The following is a 16371-nucleotide window of genomic DNA, read 5'->3' on the forward strand; positions in this document are numbered from 1 at the left end:
ATTTTCGTAGGCAAAACAGATCGTGAAAGTTACTATCACTCTGACACATGCCGGTCCGGATGACCAGGGACAGATGGAGTAGCGCGCTGGAGAAGCAGAAGACCCCGACCGGATGTCTCCGGTCGGGGTCTTCGCGCAGTACGTGTTTCGGTGGCGAGTGAGGGATTCGAACCCCCGAATGCAGTGCAGTCTGATTTACAGTCAGATCCCTTTGGCCGCTTGGGTAACTCGCCGTTGCGCGCCCGTCCGACTTCGACAGCCAACCGGGGGCACGAGTCATAATCATACCCGGATGCGGCGGGCCGGAGAAATCGAGCGGTCAGCTGCCGTGCACGCCCTTCTCCCCCTCGCGCAGCGACTCCGGCGTACGCAGCAGACCGCCCTCGGCACGAACGGTCGCCGCGGCGACATCCATCGCCCGCTCGAGCAGCGTGAGCCACCCCGCCCGGTCGGTCGGGGTGCCGTCGACCAGGCTCGCCGACACAGCGGCGAGCGTCGCGTCGCCGGCGCCGACGGTGTCGACGACCCGCCCCGGGAGCGACGAGATCGGGGCGTGCACGGCCCCGGCATCCGATTCCAGCGTCGCGCCGTCGGCACCGGCCGTGGCGAGGACCGCACTGACGCCGAACCCCCGCAGGCGTTCACGCAGAGCGTCGAGGTCGCCGTCGTAGAGCAGAGCCGCGTCATCGGCCCCGACCTTCACGATCTCGGCATCCGCGGCCAGCCGCTCGAAGCCGCGGACGAACTCGGCGCGGTCGCTGAGCATGCCCGACCGCGGGTTCGGATCGATCGCGAGGCGCGCGCCGGCCACGGCGTCCGCCAGCGCGTCCACCTCGGCGGGCACGTCGAAGGGGAAGCAGCTCACCGCGACGAGCGCGGCATCGGCGATCGCGCTGCGCGCCTCGTCGGAATATCGGATGCTGCGCCGCTGCGCCGCCTCATTGAACAGGTACACGGGCTCGCCGTTGGCGGCCCGCTGCACGATCGCCCGCGACGAACCGAGGGGCGCCTCGCTCTCGATCAATCGCACGTCGTGATCGCCCAGGTACTCGCGGATGTGCGCACCCGCTTCGTCGTCGCCCACCATCGCGATGAGCGTCGTCGGCACGCCGAGACGCCGCAGACCGACGGCCACGTTCAGGGCGGCGCCGCCCACCAGTTCGCGGACGCCACCGGCATCCCGGATCTCGTCGATGAGGGCGTCGCCGATCACGACGACGGACGCGGGGGAATCAGTGCTCATTCCGCCGACACTACCGGTCGCCACACGCCTTGTGCGGCGGCATGTCCGCCCGACTCGCAAGACCCGGGGCGGTACGGTGAGCGCATGAACCGACGACTCGCCGCCAGTGCGGCTGCCCTGGTGCTCCTCGTCGCGCTCACCGGCTGCGGGGCGGACACGTCCGGCGGATCCGACGCGAAACCCTCGCCATCCGCATCCAGCGCGTCGCCCGACGAGACCGCCTCCCCCACACCCACGCCGACACCCACGGCCGACGCCGTCGAGCTGCCGACCGACTGCCGGGCCATCCTCTCCGAGGACGTGCTGTCGCAGCTCGGCGAGACGCCGTTGAACGACGCCGCGTTCGGCCCGTCCGGCGTCGGCGAAGACGGCACACTGACATGCATCTGGCGCGACCCGCGTGCCGACACCAGCGGTCTCGTCACCACCATCTCGCGCATGAACCGTGGCCCGGCCCTAGACATGCTCAACGCACTCGTCGCGAACGAGGGCTTCTCGTGCTTCACCCCCGACGGCGGCACGCGCTGCGAGAAGACCTGGCAGAACGAGCAGTACCCCGTGACCGACGGTCGGACGCTGTTCTGGCGCGACGACATCCTCATCGACACCCGGTACTCGAACCTCGCGCCGACCGGCTACACCTCGAGCATCATCGCCCACGTCTTCGACTGACGCCCACTCGGGCACAGCTTCGGATGCCGCGCGCGACACGCCGCCCCCGGCATCCGTTCGTCCGGCGCGTCGTCGCCAGCCTCCGAATCCGTGCCTGCCGGGCACGGTCCCGCACACACGAAGAAGGCCCCGGACGGATGCCCGGGGCCTTCTCAGTCACTCAGTACCTCAGTTGTAGGTACCGGGGGTGATGTCGTCCGTCGAGAACGCGTCGAAGTCGACGTAGCCGAAGTCGCCGTCGGCGTACGCACCGTCGGATGCGAAGATCCGGTTCGGGTAGCGCTCGCTCTTGGCCTCCTCGGTGGCCTCGACCGTGACGTCGCGGTACTTCGAGAGACCGGTTCCGGCGGGGATGAGCTTACCGATGATGACGTTCTCCTTGAGACCGACCAGCGGGTCGCGCTTGCCCTCCATGGCGGCCTGCGTGAGAACGCGGGTCGTCTCCTGGAAGGACGCGGCCGACAGCCACGACTCGGTCGCGAGCGACGCCTTCGTGATACCCATCAGCTCCGGACGACCCGACGCGGGGCGCTTGCCCTCTGCCACGGCCTCGCGGTTGATCGACTGGTAGCGCTTGAGGTCGACCATCTCACCCGGCAGCAGGGTCGTGTCGGCGTGATCGACGACGGTGACCTTGCGGAGCATCTGGCGGACGATGACCTCGATGTGCTTGTCGTGGATCGGCACACCCTGCGAGCGGTAGACGCCCTGGACGCCGCCGACGAGGTAACGCTGCACCTCGCGAGCACCCATGACGCGCATGACCTCCTTGGGGTCGAGCGTGCCGACCTGCAGGGGCTGACCGACCGTGACGTGCTGCCCGTCCTCGACGAGGAGGGTCGCACGCTTCAGCACCGGGTAGACGACGGGCTCGTCGCCGTTGTCGGGCGTCAGGATGACCTTCTTGGCCTTGTCGGTCTCGTCGATCGTGATGCGGCCGTCGGCCTCCGCGATCGGCGACGCACCCTTGGGGGTACGGGCCTCGAAGAGCTCCTGCACACGCGGCAGACCCTGGGTGATGTCATCCGCCGATGCCGAACCACCGGTGTGGAACGTACGCATCGTCAGCTGGGTACCGGGCTCACCGATCGACTGGGCCGCGATGATGCCGACGGCCTCGCCGATGTCGACGGTCTTGCCCGTCGCCAGCGAACGGCCGTAGCACTGCGCGCAGACACCCACGGCGGAGTCGCAGGTCAGGACCGAGCGGACCTTGATGGTCTCGACACCGGCGGCGACCAGCTTGTCGATGAGCACGTCACCCACGTCGTCACCGGCAGCGGCGAGGACCTCGCCCTTGCTGTCGACGACGTCGGACGCCAGGGTACGGGCGAACACCGAGTTCTCGACGTTCGCGTCGCGCACCAGCTCGCCCGCGGCGTTCGGAGCGGCGATCGGGAGCTCGAGGCCCTTCGACGTGCCGCAGTCCTCCTCGCGGATGATGACGTCCTGCGAGACGTCCACCAGACGACGGGTCAGGTAACCCGAGTCGGCGGTACGCAGAGCGGTGTCGGCGAGACCCTTACGGGTACCGTGCGTCGCGATGAAGTACTCCGCCACCGACAGACCCTCGCGGTACGAGGAGATGATCGGACGGGGGATGATCTCACCCTTGGGGTTGTTCACGAGACCCCGCATACCGGCGATGTTCCGGATCTGCAGCCAGTTACCACGAGCACCCGACGACACCATGCGGTTGATGGTGTTGTCCTGCGGGAAGTGCGCCTTCATCGCAGCCTGCACCTCGTCGGTCGCCTCGGTCCAGATCTTGATGAGCTCCTGACGACGCTCGGCGTCGGTCGTGAGGCCCTTCTCGTACTGCGACTGGACCTTCGCGGCCTGCTTCTCGTAGCCGGCGACGATCTCCGCCTTGTTCGGCGGGGTGAGGATGTCGCTGAGCGCGACGGTCACACCCGAGCGCGTGGCCCAGTAGAAACCGGCGTCCTTGATGCGGTCCAGCGTCGCCGCCGTCTCGACCTTGGGGTACTCCTCGGCCAGCTTGTTGACGATCTGCGACAGCTTGCCCTTGTCGGCCTGCTCGCGGACGAAGGGGTAGCCCTTCGGCAGCGCGTCGTTGAAGATCGCCTGACCGAGCGACGCGTCGACCAGACCGTGCTTCTCGTAGCCCTCGGGGGCCTCGCCCTCGAGGAAGGCCAGACCCGGGATGCGGATGCGGACCTTCGCCTGCAGGTCGAGCGTGCCCTCGTCGTACGCCAGCTGCGCCTCGCCCACGGAGCCGAACGCGCGACCCTCACCGGCTGCGCCCTCCTTGACCGTGGTCAGGTGGTGCAGACCGATGATCATGTCCTGCGAAGGCAGGGTGACCGGGCGGCCGTCGGACGGCTTCAGGATGTTGTTCGACGCGAGCATCAGCACGCGGGCCTCGGCCTGAGCCTCGACCGACAGCGGCAGGTGCACGGCCATCTGGTCACCGTCGAAGTCGGCGTTGAACGCCGCGCAGACGAGCGGGTGCAGCTGGATGGCCTTGCCCTCGACGAGCTGCGGCTCGAACGCCTGGATGCCGAGACGGTGCAGCGTGGGCGCACGGTTCAGCAGCACGGGACGCTCGCGGATGATCTCCTCGAGCACGTCCCAGACCTCGGGACGGGTGCGCTCGACGGCGCGCTTCGCAGCCTTGATGTTCTGCGAGTGACCGAGGTCGATCAGACGCTTGATGACGAACGGCTTGAAGAGCTCGAGCGCCATCTGCTTGGGCAGACCGCACTGGTGCAGCTTCAGCTGCGGGCCGACCACGATGACCGAACGGCCCGAGTAGTCGACGCGCTTGCCGAGCAGGTTCTGACGGAAGCGACCCTGCTTGCCCTTCAGCATGTCGCTGAGGGACTTCAGGGCGCGGTTGCCGGTACCGGTGACGGGACGACCGCGGCGGCCGTTGTCGAACAGCGCGTCGACGGCCTCCTGCAGCATCCGCTTCTCGTTGTTGACGATGATCTCGGGGGCGCCGAGGTCGATCAGACGACGAAGACGGTTGTTGCGGTTGATCACACGACGGTAGAGGTCGTTCAGGTCGGAGGTCGCGAAGCGGCCACCGTCGAGCTGCACCATCGGGCGCAGCTCCGGCGGGATCACCGGCACGACGTCGAGGACCATGGCGGCCGGGCTCATGCCGGTCTCCAGGAACGAGTTGACGACCTTGAGGCGCTTGATCGCACGGATCTTGCGCTGGCCCTTGCCCTCGGAGATCTGCAGGTGCAGGCTCTCCGCCTCGGCGGCCAGGTCGAACGACTGCAGACGGCGCTGGATCGACTCCGCGCCCATGTACGCCTCGAAGTACTGACCGAAGCGGTCCTGCAGCTCGTGGAAGACGTCGTCCTCGGGGCGGAGTGCGCCGACCTCGAGCGTGCGGAAGTCCTCCCACACGCGCTCGAGCTTGGCGATCGCCTCGTCGGCACCCTTGCGGATGAGCGACATCTCCTTCTCGGCGGCGTCCTTGACCTTCTTCTTCTGGTCGGCCTTGGCACCCTCCGCCTCGAGAGCGGCGAGTTCCTCCTCCAGCTTGGCCAGGCGCTCCGCGATCTTCGAGTCGCGGCGGTCGCCGAGCGTCTTCAGCTCGAGACGGATGTTGTTCTCCTGCGTGCCCAGGTCGCGGTGACGAGCTTCCTCGTCGACCGAGATGACCATGTAGGCGGCGAAGTAGATGACCTTCTCGAGGTCCTTCGGCGCCATGTCGAGCAGGTAGCCGAGGCGCGAGGGCACGCCCTTGAAGTACCAGATGTGGGTGACGGGTGCGGCGAGCTCGATGTGGCCCATGCGCTCACGACGGACGGAGGACTTGGTGACCTCCACGCCGCAGCGCTCGCAGACGATGCCCTTGAAGCGGACGCGCTTGTACTTTCCACAGGCGCACTCCCAGTCGCGGGAGGGGCCGAAGATCTGCTCCCCGAAGAGGCCGTCCTTCTCCGGCTTCAGGGTGCGGTAGTTGATGGTCTCAGGCTTCTTGACCTCGCCGTACGACCACGCGCGGATGTGGTCAGCGGTGGCCAGGCCGATGCGAAGCTCATCGAAGGTTGTTGCGTCGAGCACTAGTTCTCCTGTGTCGGAATTCTTTTGAGAAATCGGGCTTCGGCGGGCTCAGCGGCGATGCGGCGCTGAGCCCGTCGAGGCGTTTAGATCTCGTCGATCGAGGCGGCCTCGAAGCGGCTGGAGATGTTGATTCCGAGCTCCTCCGCTGCGCGGAAGGCCTCGTCGTCGGTGTCGCGGAGGTTGACAGCCGTGCCGTCGGCCGAGAGGACCTCGACGTTCAGGCAGAGGGACTGCATCTCCTTCATGAGCACCTTGAAGGACTCGGGGATGCCGGGCTCCTGGATGTTCTCGCCCTTGACGATCGCCTCGTACACCTTGACGCGGCCGAGGATGTCGTCGGACTTGATCGTGAGGAGCTCCTGGAGCGCGTACGCGGCGCCGTAGGCCTCGAGGGCCCACACCTCCATCTCACCGAAGCGCTGGCCACCGAACTGCGCCTTACCACCGAGCGGCTGCTGGGTGATCATCGAGTACGGGCCGGTCGAACGGGCGTGGATCTTGTCGTCGACCAGGTGGTGCAGCTTCAGGATGTACATGTAGCCCACCGAGATCGGCGCGGGGAACGGCTCGCCGGAGCGACCGTCGAACAGCTGCGTCTTTCCGCTCGAGTCGATCAGGCGCACTCCGTCGCGCGTCGGGAGCGTCGAGTCGAGGAGACCGGAGATCTCCTCCTCGCTCGCGCCGTCGAACACCGGGGTCGCGACCTTCGTGCCGGGTGCGGCCTCGAAGGCCTGCTCGGGCAGCTTGACGGCCCACTCGGGGGTGCCCTCGACCTTCCAGCCCTGCTTCGCGATCCACCCGAGGTGGGTCTCGAGGACTTGGCCGAAGTTCATTCGACCGGGGATGCCGAGCGGGTTGAGGACGATGTCGACCGGGGTTCCGTCGGCGAGGAACGGCATGTCCTCGATCGGCAGGATCTTCGCGATGACACCCTTGTTGCCGTGACGGCCGGCGAGCTTGTCACCCTCGGTGATCTTGCGCTTCTGGGCGATGTAGACCACGACGCGGCGGTTCACGCCGGAGCCGAGCTCGTCGTCGCCGTCCTCGGCGTTGAACTCCTTGACGGCGATGATCGTGCCCTGCTCACCGTGGGGCACCTTCAGGGAGGTGTCACGGACCTCGCGGCTCTTCTCGTTGAAGATCGCGCGGAGCAGGCGCTCCTCCGCCGACAGCTCGGTCTCGCCCTTCGGCGTGACCTTGCCGACGAGGATGTCGCCGGGGCGGACCTCGGCGCCGATGCGGATGATGCCGCGCTCGTCGAGGTCCTTCAGGAGCTCGGGGCTGACGTTGGGGAGGTCACGGGTGATCTCCTCCTTGCCGAGCTTCGTGTCGCGGGCGTCGACCTCGTACTCCTCGATGTGGATCGAGGAGAGGGTGTCGTCCTTCACCAGGTCCTGGCTGAGGATGATGGCGTCCTCGAAGTTGTAGCCCTCCCACGTCATGAACGCGACGAGGAGGTTCTTGCCGAGGGCCAGCTCGCCGTTCTCGGTGGCGGGGCCATCGGCGATGACCTCTCCGACCTCGACGCGCTCACCGGCGCTGACGACGACCTTCTGGTTGTACGACGTGCCCTGGTTCGAGCGGTCGAACTTGCGCAGGTGGTACTCCTGCGTGCCGCCCTCGTCGAGCATGACGACGACGCGGTCTGCGGAGACCTCGGAGACGACACCGGCCTTCTCGGCGGTGATCACGTCACCGGCGTCGATGGCGGTGTAGCCCTCCATACCGGTTCCGACGAGCGGCGAGTCGCTGCGCAGCAGCGGCACGGCCTGACGCTGCATGTTGGCGCCCATGAGCGCGCGCTGCGCGTCGTCGTGCTCGAGGAACGGCACGAGCGAGGTCGCGACCGACACCATCTGGCGCGGCGAGACGTCGATGTAGCCGATCTCCTCCGGCAGGAAGAGGTCGACCTCGCCGCTGCCGCCCTTGGGGCGTGCGAGCACGTGGCTCTCACGGAAGCGACCCTTCGCATCGAGCGGCGCGTTGGCCTGCGCGATGTTGAAGTCGACCTCCTCGGATGCCGTGAGGTAGTCGATCTGCTCGGTCACGACACCATCGACGACCTTGCGGTACGGGGTCTCGATGAAACCGAACGAGTTGATGCGCGCGAACGTCGCGAGAGCACCGATCAGACCGATGTTCGGGCCTTCAGGGGTCTCGATCGGGCACATGCGGCCGTAGTGCGACGGGTGGACGTCACGGACCTCGACGCCGGCGCGGTCGCGGCTCAGACCACCGGGGCCGAGAGCCGAGAGACGGCGCTTGTTGGTCAGACCCGCGAGCGGGTTGTTCTGGTCCATGAACTGCGAGAGCTGAGACGTTCCGAAGAACTCCTTGATCGCGGCGACGACGGGGCGCACGTTGATCAGGGTCTGCGGCGTGATCGCCTCGATGTCCTGCGTGGTCATGCGCTCGCGGACGACGCGCTCCATGCGGGACAGACCGGTGCGGACCTGGTTCTGGATCAGCTCGCCGACCGCGCGGATGCGACGGTTGCCGAAGTTGTCGATGTCGTCGGTCGCGATGCGGATCTCGGCCTGCTTGCCCGAGCGGATGCCGTCGAACGACTCGACACCGGCGTGGATGCGGACCAGGTACTTGATCGTCGCGACGATGTCTTCGACCGTGAGCACCGAGTCGGTGAGCGGGGCGTCGAGACCGAGCTTGTGGTTGATCTTGTACCGGCCGACCTTCGCCAGGTCGTAGCGCTTCGGGTTGAAGTAGAAGTTGTCCAGGAGCGCGCGAGCGGCCTCAGCGGCCACCTGCTCGCCCGGACGCAGCTTGCGGTAGATGTCGCGCAGCGCGTCTTCCTTGGTGACGATGGTGTCCTTCGCCAGGGTCTCCTCGATCGAGGGGAAGCCGGCGAACTCGGCGAGGATCTCCTCGCTCGACATGCCCAGGGCCTTGAGGAAGACGGTGACCGACTGCTTGCGCTTGCGGTCGATGCGGACGCCGACCTGGTCGCGCTTGTCGATCTCGAACTCGAGCCATGCACCGCGGCTCGGGATCACGCGCGCCGACACGATGTCCTTGTCGGACGTCTTGTCGGGGGTCTTGTCGAAGTAGACACCGGGCGAGCGGACGAGCTGCGACACGACGACGCGCTCGGAGCCGTTGATGATGAACGTGCCCTTGTCGGTCTGCAGCGGGAAGTCGCCCATGAAGACCGTCTGGGTCTTGATCTCACCGGTGAGGTGGTTCATGAACTCGGCCTCGACGTACAGCGGGGCGGCGTAGGTCTTGCCGCGCTCCTTGCACTCCTCGATCGAGTACTTCTCGGGCTCGAGGTACGGGTTCGTGAACGAGAGCTGCATCGTCTCGCCGAGGTCCTCGATCGGGGAGATCTCCTCGAAGATCTCGCCGAGTCCGGAGACCTCGTTGACGTCGGTGCGACCGGCCTGCTTGGCCTCTTCGACACGCGCCTTCCAGGCGTCGTTGCCGACGAGCCAACCGAAGGACTCGGTCTGCAGGGCGAGAAGGTCGGGGACCGTCAGCGTGTCGGAGATCTTGGCGAACGAGAGGCGGGATGCTCCGCGTCCGTTCTTGGTGGTGGTGGATGTGGATGCGTTGCGAGCAGCAGCCAAGGGAATAACCTCCGTGAGCCCCGCAGGGCTTCTCGATTCCTTTGTCGTCAGGTGGAGTTGCGCGCTCAGAAGCTCAACGGATGCCGACCACCATATGAGGGCACGGAGAAGCGAGCGCAACTACCAACTATAGACGCGATTGTGCGACATGGCAAGCTCAATCCTTGACCAATTCCGGATGCTGCGGTAAAAGCATCCGGAACCGGTCGAGGACGGCCGCCGTCAGGACGCGATGTTCAGCTCGTTACCCGGGATCGAGGCGAGCAGGCGCCGCGTGTACGGGTCCCGAGGGTTCGTGAAGATCTCCTCCGAGGAGGCGGCCTCCACAAGCACCCCGTCCTTCATCACGCACACGTAATCGCTGATCAGGCGCACCACCGCGAGGTCGTGCGAGATGAACAGGTAGCTCAGGCCGTACTCGCGCTGCAGGTCGCCGAGCAGCGTGAGGATCTGGTCCTGCACCAGCACGTCGAGAGCCGACACGGGCTCGTCGCACACGATCAGGTCGGGCGACAGGGCGAGCGCCCTGGCGATCGCAACGCGCTGGCGCTGGCCGCCGGACAGCTCCGACGGGTAGCGCGTGAGCATCGACTGCGGCAGCGCCACGTCGTCGAGCAGCTGCCGCACGCGCTTGCGGCGATCCGCTCCGCTCCCCCGCCGGTAGAAGTCCAGCGGCTCGGAGATGAGTCGCTCGATCGTGAACATCGGATTCAGGCTCGAGTACGGATCCTGGAAGATCGGCTGCACGCGTTGACGGAAGTCCTTCGTCTCGGCCTTGCTGAGCGACGACACGTCCTTGCCCTCGAAGCGGATGAGACCGCTCGTCGGCTCGATGATCTTCAGCAGCATCCGCGCGGTCGTGGTCTTGCCCGACCCGGACTCCCCCACGATCGCCACCGTCTCGCCGCGCGGGATGGCGAGCGACACGTCGTTCACCGCGACGAAGTCGTCCTTCTGCCCGCGCACCGGGTACACCTTGGTGAGGTTCTCGATCTCGACGATGTTGTCGGACGCGCCGCGTGTCGTCTCGTCACGGCGCTCCTCGCTCGACGACGGATCGAGCTCCGACGGCTCCTCGACCTGGAACGCCTCCGGGCGCAGCCGTGCGGCGGCGACGGACGGCGCCGCCTTCACGAGCGACTGCGTGTACGGATGCTGCGGAGCCTCGAGGATCTGCCTGGCCGGCCCCTGCTCCACCACGCGACCGCGGTGCATCACGACGACGCGCTCCGCGCGCTCCGCCGCCAGGCCGAGGTCGTGCGTGATGAGCAGCACGGCGGTGCCGAGCTCGCGGGTCATCGCACCGATCTGGTCGAGGATCGTCTGCTGCACCGTGACGTCGAGCGCACTGGTGGGCTCGTCGGCGATGAGCAGACGCGGCTTGCAGGCCAGGCCGATCGCGATGAGCGCCCGCTGGCGCATGCCGCCCGAGAACTCGTGCGGGTACTGCTTGGCCCGGCGCTCGGGGTCGGGCAGGCCGGCGGCGCTCAGCGCCTCGACCACCTTCTCCTGCACGTTCTGCCGGGTGGCGAGGCCGTGTGCGAGCAGAGTCTCGGCGACCTGCGTACCGATCTTCGCCACCGGGTTGAGGTTCGACATCGGGTCTTGCGGGACCATGCCGATGTCGCGACCCCTGATCGTGCGCAGCTCGTTCTCGGAGGCATGCGCGATCTCACGCCCGTCGAGGCGGATGCTGCCGGCGGACACGCGACCTCCGCCCGCGAGCAGGCCGATGATCGCCATGGCGGTCGTCGACTTACCCGACCCTGACTCGCCGACGATCGCGACGGTCTCGCCCGGTGCGATCTCCAGGTCCACCCCCTCGACGGCGTGCACGACGCCGTCCATGGTGGCGAAGTCGACGGCGAGGCCCTCGACCGACAGCAGCGGAGCGCTCGGCATCCGATTCTCCTTGTTCTGTTCCATGACGCCCTCGTCGTTCATCGCGCCCTCGTCCTCGGGTCCATCGCCTCACGCAGCGCTTCACCGAACAGGGTGAAGCCGAGCGCGGTGACCGCGATGCAGATGCCGGGGAGGAACGCCAGCCACGGGGCGATCGCCAGCTCGTCCTGCGCGTAGGTGAGCATCCGGCCCCATTCGGCCGTCTCCGGGCGTCCGCCGCCGAGTCCGAGGAACGACAGCGCTGCGGCGTCGATCACGGCGGTGGCAAGCGTCAGGGTCCCCTGCACGATCACCGGGCCGATCGCGTTGGGCAGCACGTGCGACATCGTGATGCGACCCCGGCCGAGGCCGAGGGTCTGCGCCGACAGCACGTAGTCGCTCGAGCGCTGCTGCAGCATCGAGGCACGCAGCAGGCGGGCGAAGATCGGCACCTGAGAGGCTCCGATCGCGATCATCACCGCGAACGGCGTCTGTCCGAGGATCGCCGCGATCGACACCGCGAGCAGCAGGTTGGGCACCGACAGGATGATGTCGACGACGCGCATGATGACCGTGTCGACCCAACCGCCGAACGTGCCGGCGATGAGGCCGAGCAGCATGCCGCCGACGAGACCGAGTGCTGTCGAGACCACGCCGACGAGCAGCGAGGCCTGAGCACCCCAGATGAGCTTCGACAGCACGTCGCCGCCGAACCGGTCGAGCCCGAGCGGGAACTCCGGCAGCTCGCCCGGTCCGGGGATGTACGTCGGAGTGATGTTCTTCGCGCCGGGCAGCGCCGTCTCGGGGTACGGTGCCAGCAGCGGGGCGAGAGCCGCGACGAGGACGAACGCGAGCACGATGGCCGCGCCGATCCACGCCGTCGGGTTGCGACGGAGCCGACGGAAGACGTCGCGCCAGAAGCCGCCGGGGCCTTCCTTGAGCCCGGCCTGCGCGACCGCGACGGTGTCGACGACCTCGCCGCCGGCGGCCGACGGGCCCTGGGCGGGCGGGAGCGAGATGCTCATGACGCCGCCTCCTCTCCGTGGGTGTTCGGGTGGGACACGTCGATCATCACTGCACCCGCACTCTCGGATCGATCAGGCTGTACGACACGTCGACCGCGAGGTTGATCAGCGCGTACGCGATGGCGATGAAGATGATGAACCCCTGCAGCACCGGGAAGTCTCTCGTGAAGATCGCCCTCGCCAGGAACGAGCCGATGCCCGGGAAGGCGAAGACGGTCTCTGTGAGCACGGCCCCCGAGATGAGCAGGCCCGTCTGCAGGCCGATGGTCGTGACCACCGGCAGCATCGCGTTGCGGAGGATGAACCGGTTGCGCAGGGTCGTCGACCCCACGCCCTTCGCCCGTCCGGTGCGCACGAAGTCGGCGTTCTGCACCTCGAGCACGCTGGCCCTCGTGATGCGGACGATGATCGCGAGCGGGATGGTACCCAGCGCGAGCGCGGGGAGGATCAGATGCAGGATGGCGTCCCACGATGCGTCGAACTCGCCGGTGATGATGCCGTCCCACACGTAGAACCCGGTGACGTGAGTCGCGTCGATGCGGGGATCCTGCCGGCCGTCGGACGGCAGCCAGCCCAGCTGCACCGCGAACACGTACTTGAGGATGAACGCGAGGAAGAACACCGGGATGGTGATGCCGACGAGGCTCAGCACGACCGAGGCGTGGTCGGTGAACTTACCGTGCCGGCGGGCGGCCCAGTACCCGAGCGGGATGCCGACGCCCACCGCGAAGATGAGAGCCGTGACACTCAGCTCGATCGTCGCGGGGAACCGCCGGAAGAACTCCTCCATCACGGGCCGGTTCGTCTGGATCGACGTCCCGAAGTCCCCCTGCAAGAGGCGGGAGACCCAGACGAAGTACTGCTCGAGGATCGGTCTGTCGAATCCGTAGAGCTTGTTGACCCGCTCGATGGCCTCGGGGGTCGCCTTCTCGCCGAGAAGCGCGACGGCCGGGCCGCCGGGCAAGGCCCTCACCCAGGCGAACAGCAAGATGCTGAGGCCGATCAGGGTGGGGATGAGGAACAGCAGTCGCCTGCCGATGGTGCGCAGCAAAGAGGTCTCCTAACCGATGGTCGTCGAGCGAGCGGAGCGAGACGAAACGCAGGTTCCGCGAGGGTCCCTGCGTTTCGTCTCGTCGCGTAGACCCGCACTGAGCGAGCGGAGCGAGACGCAGCGTCCTCGCTCGACGACCTGTTGGCGGCGTCAGCCTGTTACTTCGTGAGGACGATGTCCGTGAAGACCTCGTCGTTCACCGGGCTGGCCGGGTAGCTCTTGACACGCGGGTCGAACGCGAGCGTCGGAGCCGGGTGCGCGAGCGGCACACCGGGGATGAACTGCGCCACCATCTCGTTGATGTCCTCGTACAGCGCGGTCTGCTCGTCGAGGTTGGCGACGCCACGCGCCTCGGTGAGCTTCTGGAACAGCTCGGGGTTGTCGAAGCCCCACTCCGAGCTCTGCTGACCGAAGAACACGCCGACGAAGTTGTCGGTGTCGTTGTAGTCGCCGGTCCAGCCGAGCAGGTGGATGCCGTGGTCCGACGTGCCGGTGGTGCGGTCGAGGTACTCGACCCACTCCTCCGAGACGGGCGTGGTCTGCACGCCGACCTCGGAGAGCTGCGACGACAGCACCGTGAAGATCTGCTCGGGGTCCGGCATGTACGGACGCGAGACGTTGACCGGGTAGTTGAAGTCGAGCGACAGCGGGTTCGCCTCGGTGTAGCCTGCCTCCGCGAGCAGCTGCTTCGCCTTCTCGGGGTCGTAGTCGTAGGTCGTGACGTCGGGGTTGTAGCCGTTGACCGTGTCGGGCACGAACTCGATCGCCTTCTCGGTGCCCTCGGGCAGCACCTGGCTGATCAGGGCGTCCTTGTCGATCGCGTACGACAGTGCCTCGCGGACCTTCGGGTCCTGCAGCGCGGGAATCGCCTGGTTGAACGCCAGGTAGAGGATGGTGAACGGCGGGCGCGAGACCATCGTGAAGCCGTCGTCCTCGAGCGCCTTGGTGTCGGCGGGGCCGACCAGGTCGTAGCCGTCGATCGAGCCGGACTCGAGCGCCTGACGGCGAGCCGTCGGGTCGTCGATGGTGCGGAAGATGATCTCGTCGACCTGACCCGCCTCGCCCCAGTAGTCGCCGTAGGCCTTGAGCGTGACCTGCTCGCCCGGAGCCCACTCCTCGAACTGGAAGGGGCCGGTGCCGACCGGGTGGCCCATGGCGTACTCGGACAGCACGGGCGCCTCAGCGGTGCCGCTCACGTCGTCGGCGCCGAACTCCGACATCGCGGAGGGGCTCTGCATGCCGAACGCGGGGAGCGAGAGCGAGGCGACGAAGCCGGCGAACGGCTTGTTGAGGTCGATCGTGACCGAGTAGTCGCCGTCGGGCGTGCACGACTTGTACACGGCGTTGGCCGGGTCGGACGCGTAGCCCTTGAAGAGCTTGTTGTAGTAGTAGCCCAGCGCCTCGGAGGCGGCGAGACCGGTCCAGTTGTACCAGCGGTCGAAGTTCGCGCACACGGCCTCGGCGTTGAACGGCGTGCCGTCGTGGAAGGTCACACCCTCCTTGAGGGTGAACGTGTGGCTCATGCCGTCTTCCGACGACTCCCACTTCTCGGCCAGGAGCGGAGCCGGGTCGGCTGTGCCGGGCTCGGTGCCGACGAGTCCCTCGAAGATCTGGCGCGAGACGCGGAAGGTCTCACCGTCCTGCGCGAACGCGGGGTCGAGGCTGGCCGGGTCGGACGACGCCGCGAAGACGAACGTGCCGTCGACGTCGCCGGATGCTCCGCCGTCGCCGTCGCCGCGCTGGCTGGCGACGCATCCTGAGAGGACCAGCGCCGCGAGAACGGCTCCGGAGACGGCGATGAGACCTCGCCGGCGTGTGATCGAGTGGTGCATGTGAAGAATGACCTTCCCTGTGGGGCGCTGCATTGCGCGATCGGGGAGTGTTCGCCCCGGCTCACGGTGATTCCTTCGAAGCTACCCAGCGGATCCACGGATGCCAATCACCGATTTATCTCAATCGGGTATCGACTGACCGCGAATGAGGACTCAGCGACCGGATGCGCGGCGTCGAGGCGCGGCGGCCTCGTGCGTGAGCTGCAGGGGGATGACGACCGGCTCGCCTCGATGCTGCACGACCCGCACGAACAGGATGTCGACGAGCGCGAGCTGTGCGATGCGGCTCGACATCGCCGCCATGCGGAACGGCGACTCCTGCGCGTAGGTCAGCAGCACGACGTCGGCGGCGATGGCGAGAGACGAATCCGAGACGCTCGTGATCGCGACGGTGAGAGCCCCCGCATCCCTGGCGACCTCGACGCCCCGCACGACCTCCTGCGTCTCGCCCCCGTGCGAGATCGCGACGACGACGTCGTCCGCAGTGCGGATCGAGGCCGCGGTGAGCGACAGGTGGGGGTCGGACGAGTGCGCGGCCGAGCACCCGATGCGGGAGAGCTTCTGCTGCAGGTCCTGGGCGGTGAGCGACGACGACGCCTGGCCGAGGATCTCGATGTGCCGGGCGCCCACGATGGCCAGGGCCGCACGGTCGAGGGCCGTCGCGTCGAGGCCGCGCGCGGTCTTCTCGATCGCGTCGATCTCCTGGGCGGCGAGCTTGGCGGCGATCGCGGCCGGTTCGTCGTCTCGGTCGATCGCGGTCGTGTCGAGGCCGAATCGCGCCTGCTGGGCCTGAGCGAGCGTCACGGTGCGGGCGACCGCCACGCGCAGCTCGCGGTAGCCGCTGAACCCGAGCGACTGCGCGAACCGCGCGACGGTCGACAGCGAGGTGCTGCACAGCCGGGCGAGGTCGTTGATGGTGAGGTCGACGACGAGCGTGGGGTCGCCGAGTATCGTCTCCGCGACGCGCGCCTCTGCAGCACTCAGTCGGGGAACGGATCGGCGCACCAGCGCGAGAACGTCAGCGTCCACGGTGCCATCC

9 protein-coding genes and 1 tRNA gene are annotated in these 16371 nt (G+C 67.5%); 1 reads left to right on the forward strand and 9 read right to left on the reverse strand.

Annotation, left to right across the window (positions count from 1 at the left end; genetic code table 11):
- Positions 1-151 precede the first annotated feature (151 nt).
- Positions 152-233, reverse strand: a tRNA-Tyr gene (locus tag RAC81_RS04825).
- 86 nt (positions 234-319) lie between these two features.
- Positions 320-1243 (reverse strand): carbohydrate kinase family protein, encoded by a 924-nt coding sequence (locus RAC81_RS04830; RefSeq protein ID WP_375081264.1) that lies wholly within the window; start codon positions 1241-1243, stop codon positions 320-322.
- A gap of 84 nt (positions 1244-1327) precedes the next feature.
- Between RAC81_RS04830 and RAC81_RS04835 the strand changes: the two genes are divergently transcribed.
- Positions 1328-1915 (forward strand): hypothetical protein, encoded by a 588-nt coding sequence (locus tag RAC81_RS04835; RefSeq protein WP_375081265.1) that lies wholly within the window; start codon positions 1328-1330, stop codon positions 1913-1915.
- Between the two features lie 168 nt (positions 1916-2083).
- Here the strand turns inward: RAC81_RS04835 and rpoC are convergent, their stop codons facing one another.
- The 7 genes from rpoC to RAC81_RS04870 all read right to left on the reverse strand — a co-directional run bounded on the left by rpoC (position 2084) and on the right by RAC81_RS04870 (position 16361).
- On the reverse strand, positions 2084-5959 hold the full coding sequence (gene rpoC / locus RAC81_RS04840; protein ID WP_096714353.1) for a DNA-directed RNA polymerase subunit beta': 3876 nt from the start codon (positions 5957-5959) through the stop codon (positions 2084-2086).
- Positions 5960-6042: 83 nt separating this feature from the next.
- Positions 6043-9543: a DNA-directed RNA polymerase subunit beta gene (locus tag RAC81_RS04845; RefSeq protein WP_096714354.1), complete on the reverse strand. Its 3501-nt coding sequence runs from the start codon at positions 9541-9543 to the stop codon at positions 6043-6045.
- Between the two features lie 222 nt (positions 9544-9765).
- A complete protein-coding gene (locus RAC81_RS04850; protein ID WP_375081266.1) occupies positions 9766-11469 on the reverse strand; it encodes an ABC transporter ATP-binding protein in 1704 nt (567 codons plus the stop codon).
- A 14-nt stretch (positions 11470-11483) separates the two neighbouring features.
- The gene (locus tag RAC81_RS04855) at positions 11484-12449 is read right to left on the reverse strand and encodes an ABC transporter permease (protein ID WP_375081267.1); all 966 of its coding nucleotides are present in this window, start codon (positions 12447-12449) and stop codon (positions 11484-11486) included.
- Between the two features lie 46 nt (positions 12450-12495).
- The gene (locus tag RAC81_RS04860) at positions 12496-13500 is read right to left on the reverse strand and encodes an ABC transporter permease (RefSeq protein WP_375081268.1); all 1005 of its coding nucleotides are present in this window, start codon (positions 13498-13500) and stop codon (positions 12496-12498) included.
- Positions 13501-13658: 158 nt separating this feature from the next.
- Complete coding sequence (locus RAC81_RS04865; RefSeq protein WP_375081269.1) at positions 13659-15332, reverse strand: ABC transporter substrate-binding protein; 1674 nt, start codon at positions 15330-15332, stop codon at positions 13659-13661.
- Between the two features lie 153 nt (positions 15333-15485).
- Complete coding sequence (locus tag RAC81_RS04870; RefSeq protein WP_375081270.1) at positions 15486-16361, reverse strand: MurR/RpiR family transcriptional regulator; 876 nt, start codon at positions 16359-16361, stop codon at positions 15486-15488.
- Positions 16362-16371: the final 10 nt, after the last annotated feature.

The organism is Microbacterium sp. CR_7, from assembly GCF_041954755.1.
In the GTDB taxonomy this organism is placed as follows: domain Bacteria; phylum Actinomycetota; class Actinomycetes; order Actinomycetales; family Microbacteriaceae; genus Microbacterium.

Bases quoted from the DNA above. Each gene is read 5' to 3' on its own strand.
- RAC81_RS04830 (WP_375081264.1), bottom strand. From the start codon at position 1,243: ATGAGCACTGATTCCCCCGCGTCCGTCGTCGTGATCGGCGACGCCCTC.
- RAC81_RS04835 (WP_375081265.1), top strand. From the start codon at position 1,328: ATGAACCGACGACTCGCCGCCAGTGCGGCTGCCCTGGTGCTCCTCGTC.
- RAC81_RS04850 (WP_375081266.1), bottom strand. From the start codon at position 11,469: ATGGAACAGAACAAGGAGAATCGGATGCCGAGCGCTCCGCTGCTGTCG.
- RAC81_RS04855 (WP_375081267.1), bottom strand. From the start codon at position 12,449: ATGAGCATCTCGCTCCCGCCCGCCCAGGGCCCGTCGGCCGCCGGCGGC.
- RAC81_RS04865 (WP_375081269.1), bottom strand. From the start codon at position 15,332: ATGCACCACTCGATCACACGCCGGCGAGGTCTCATCGCCGTCTCCGGA.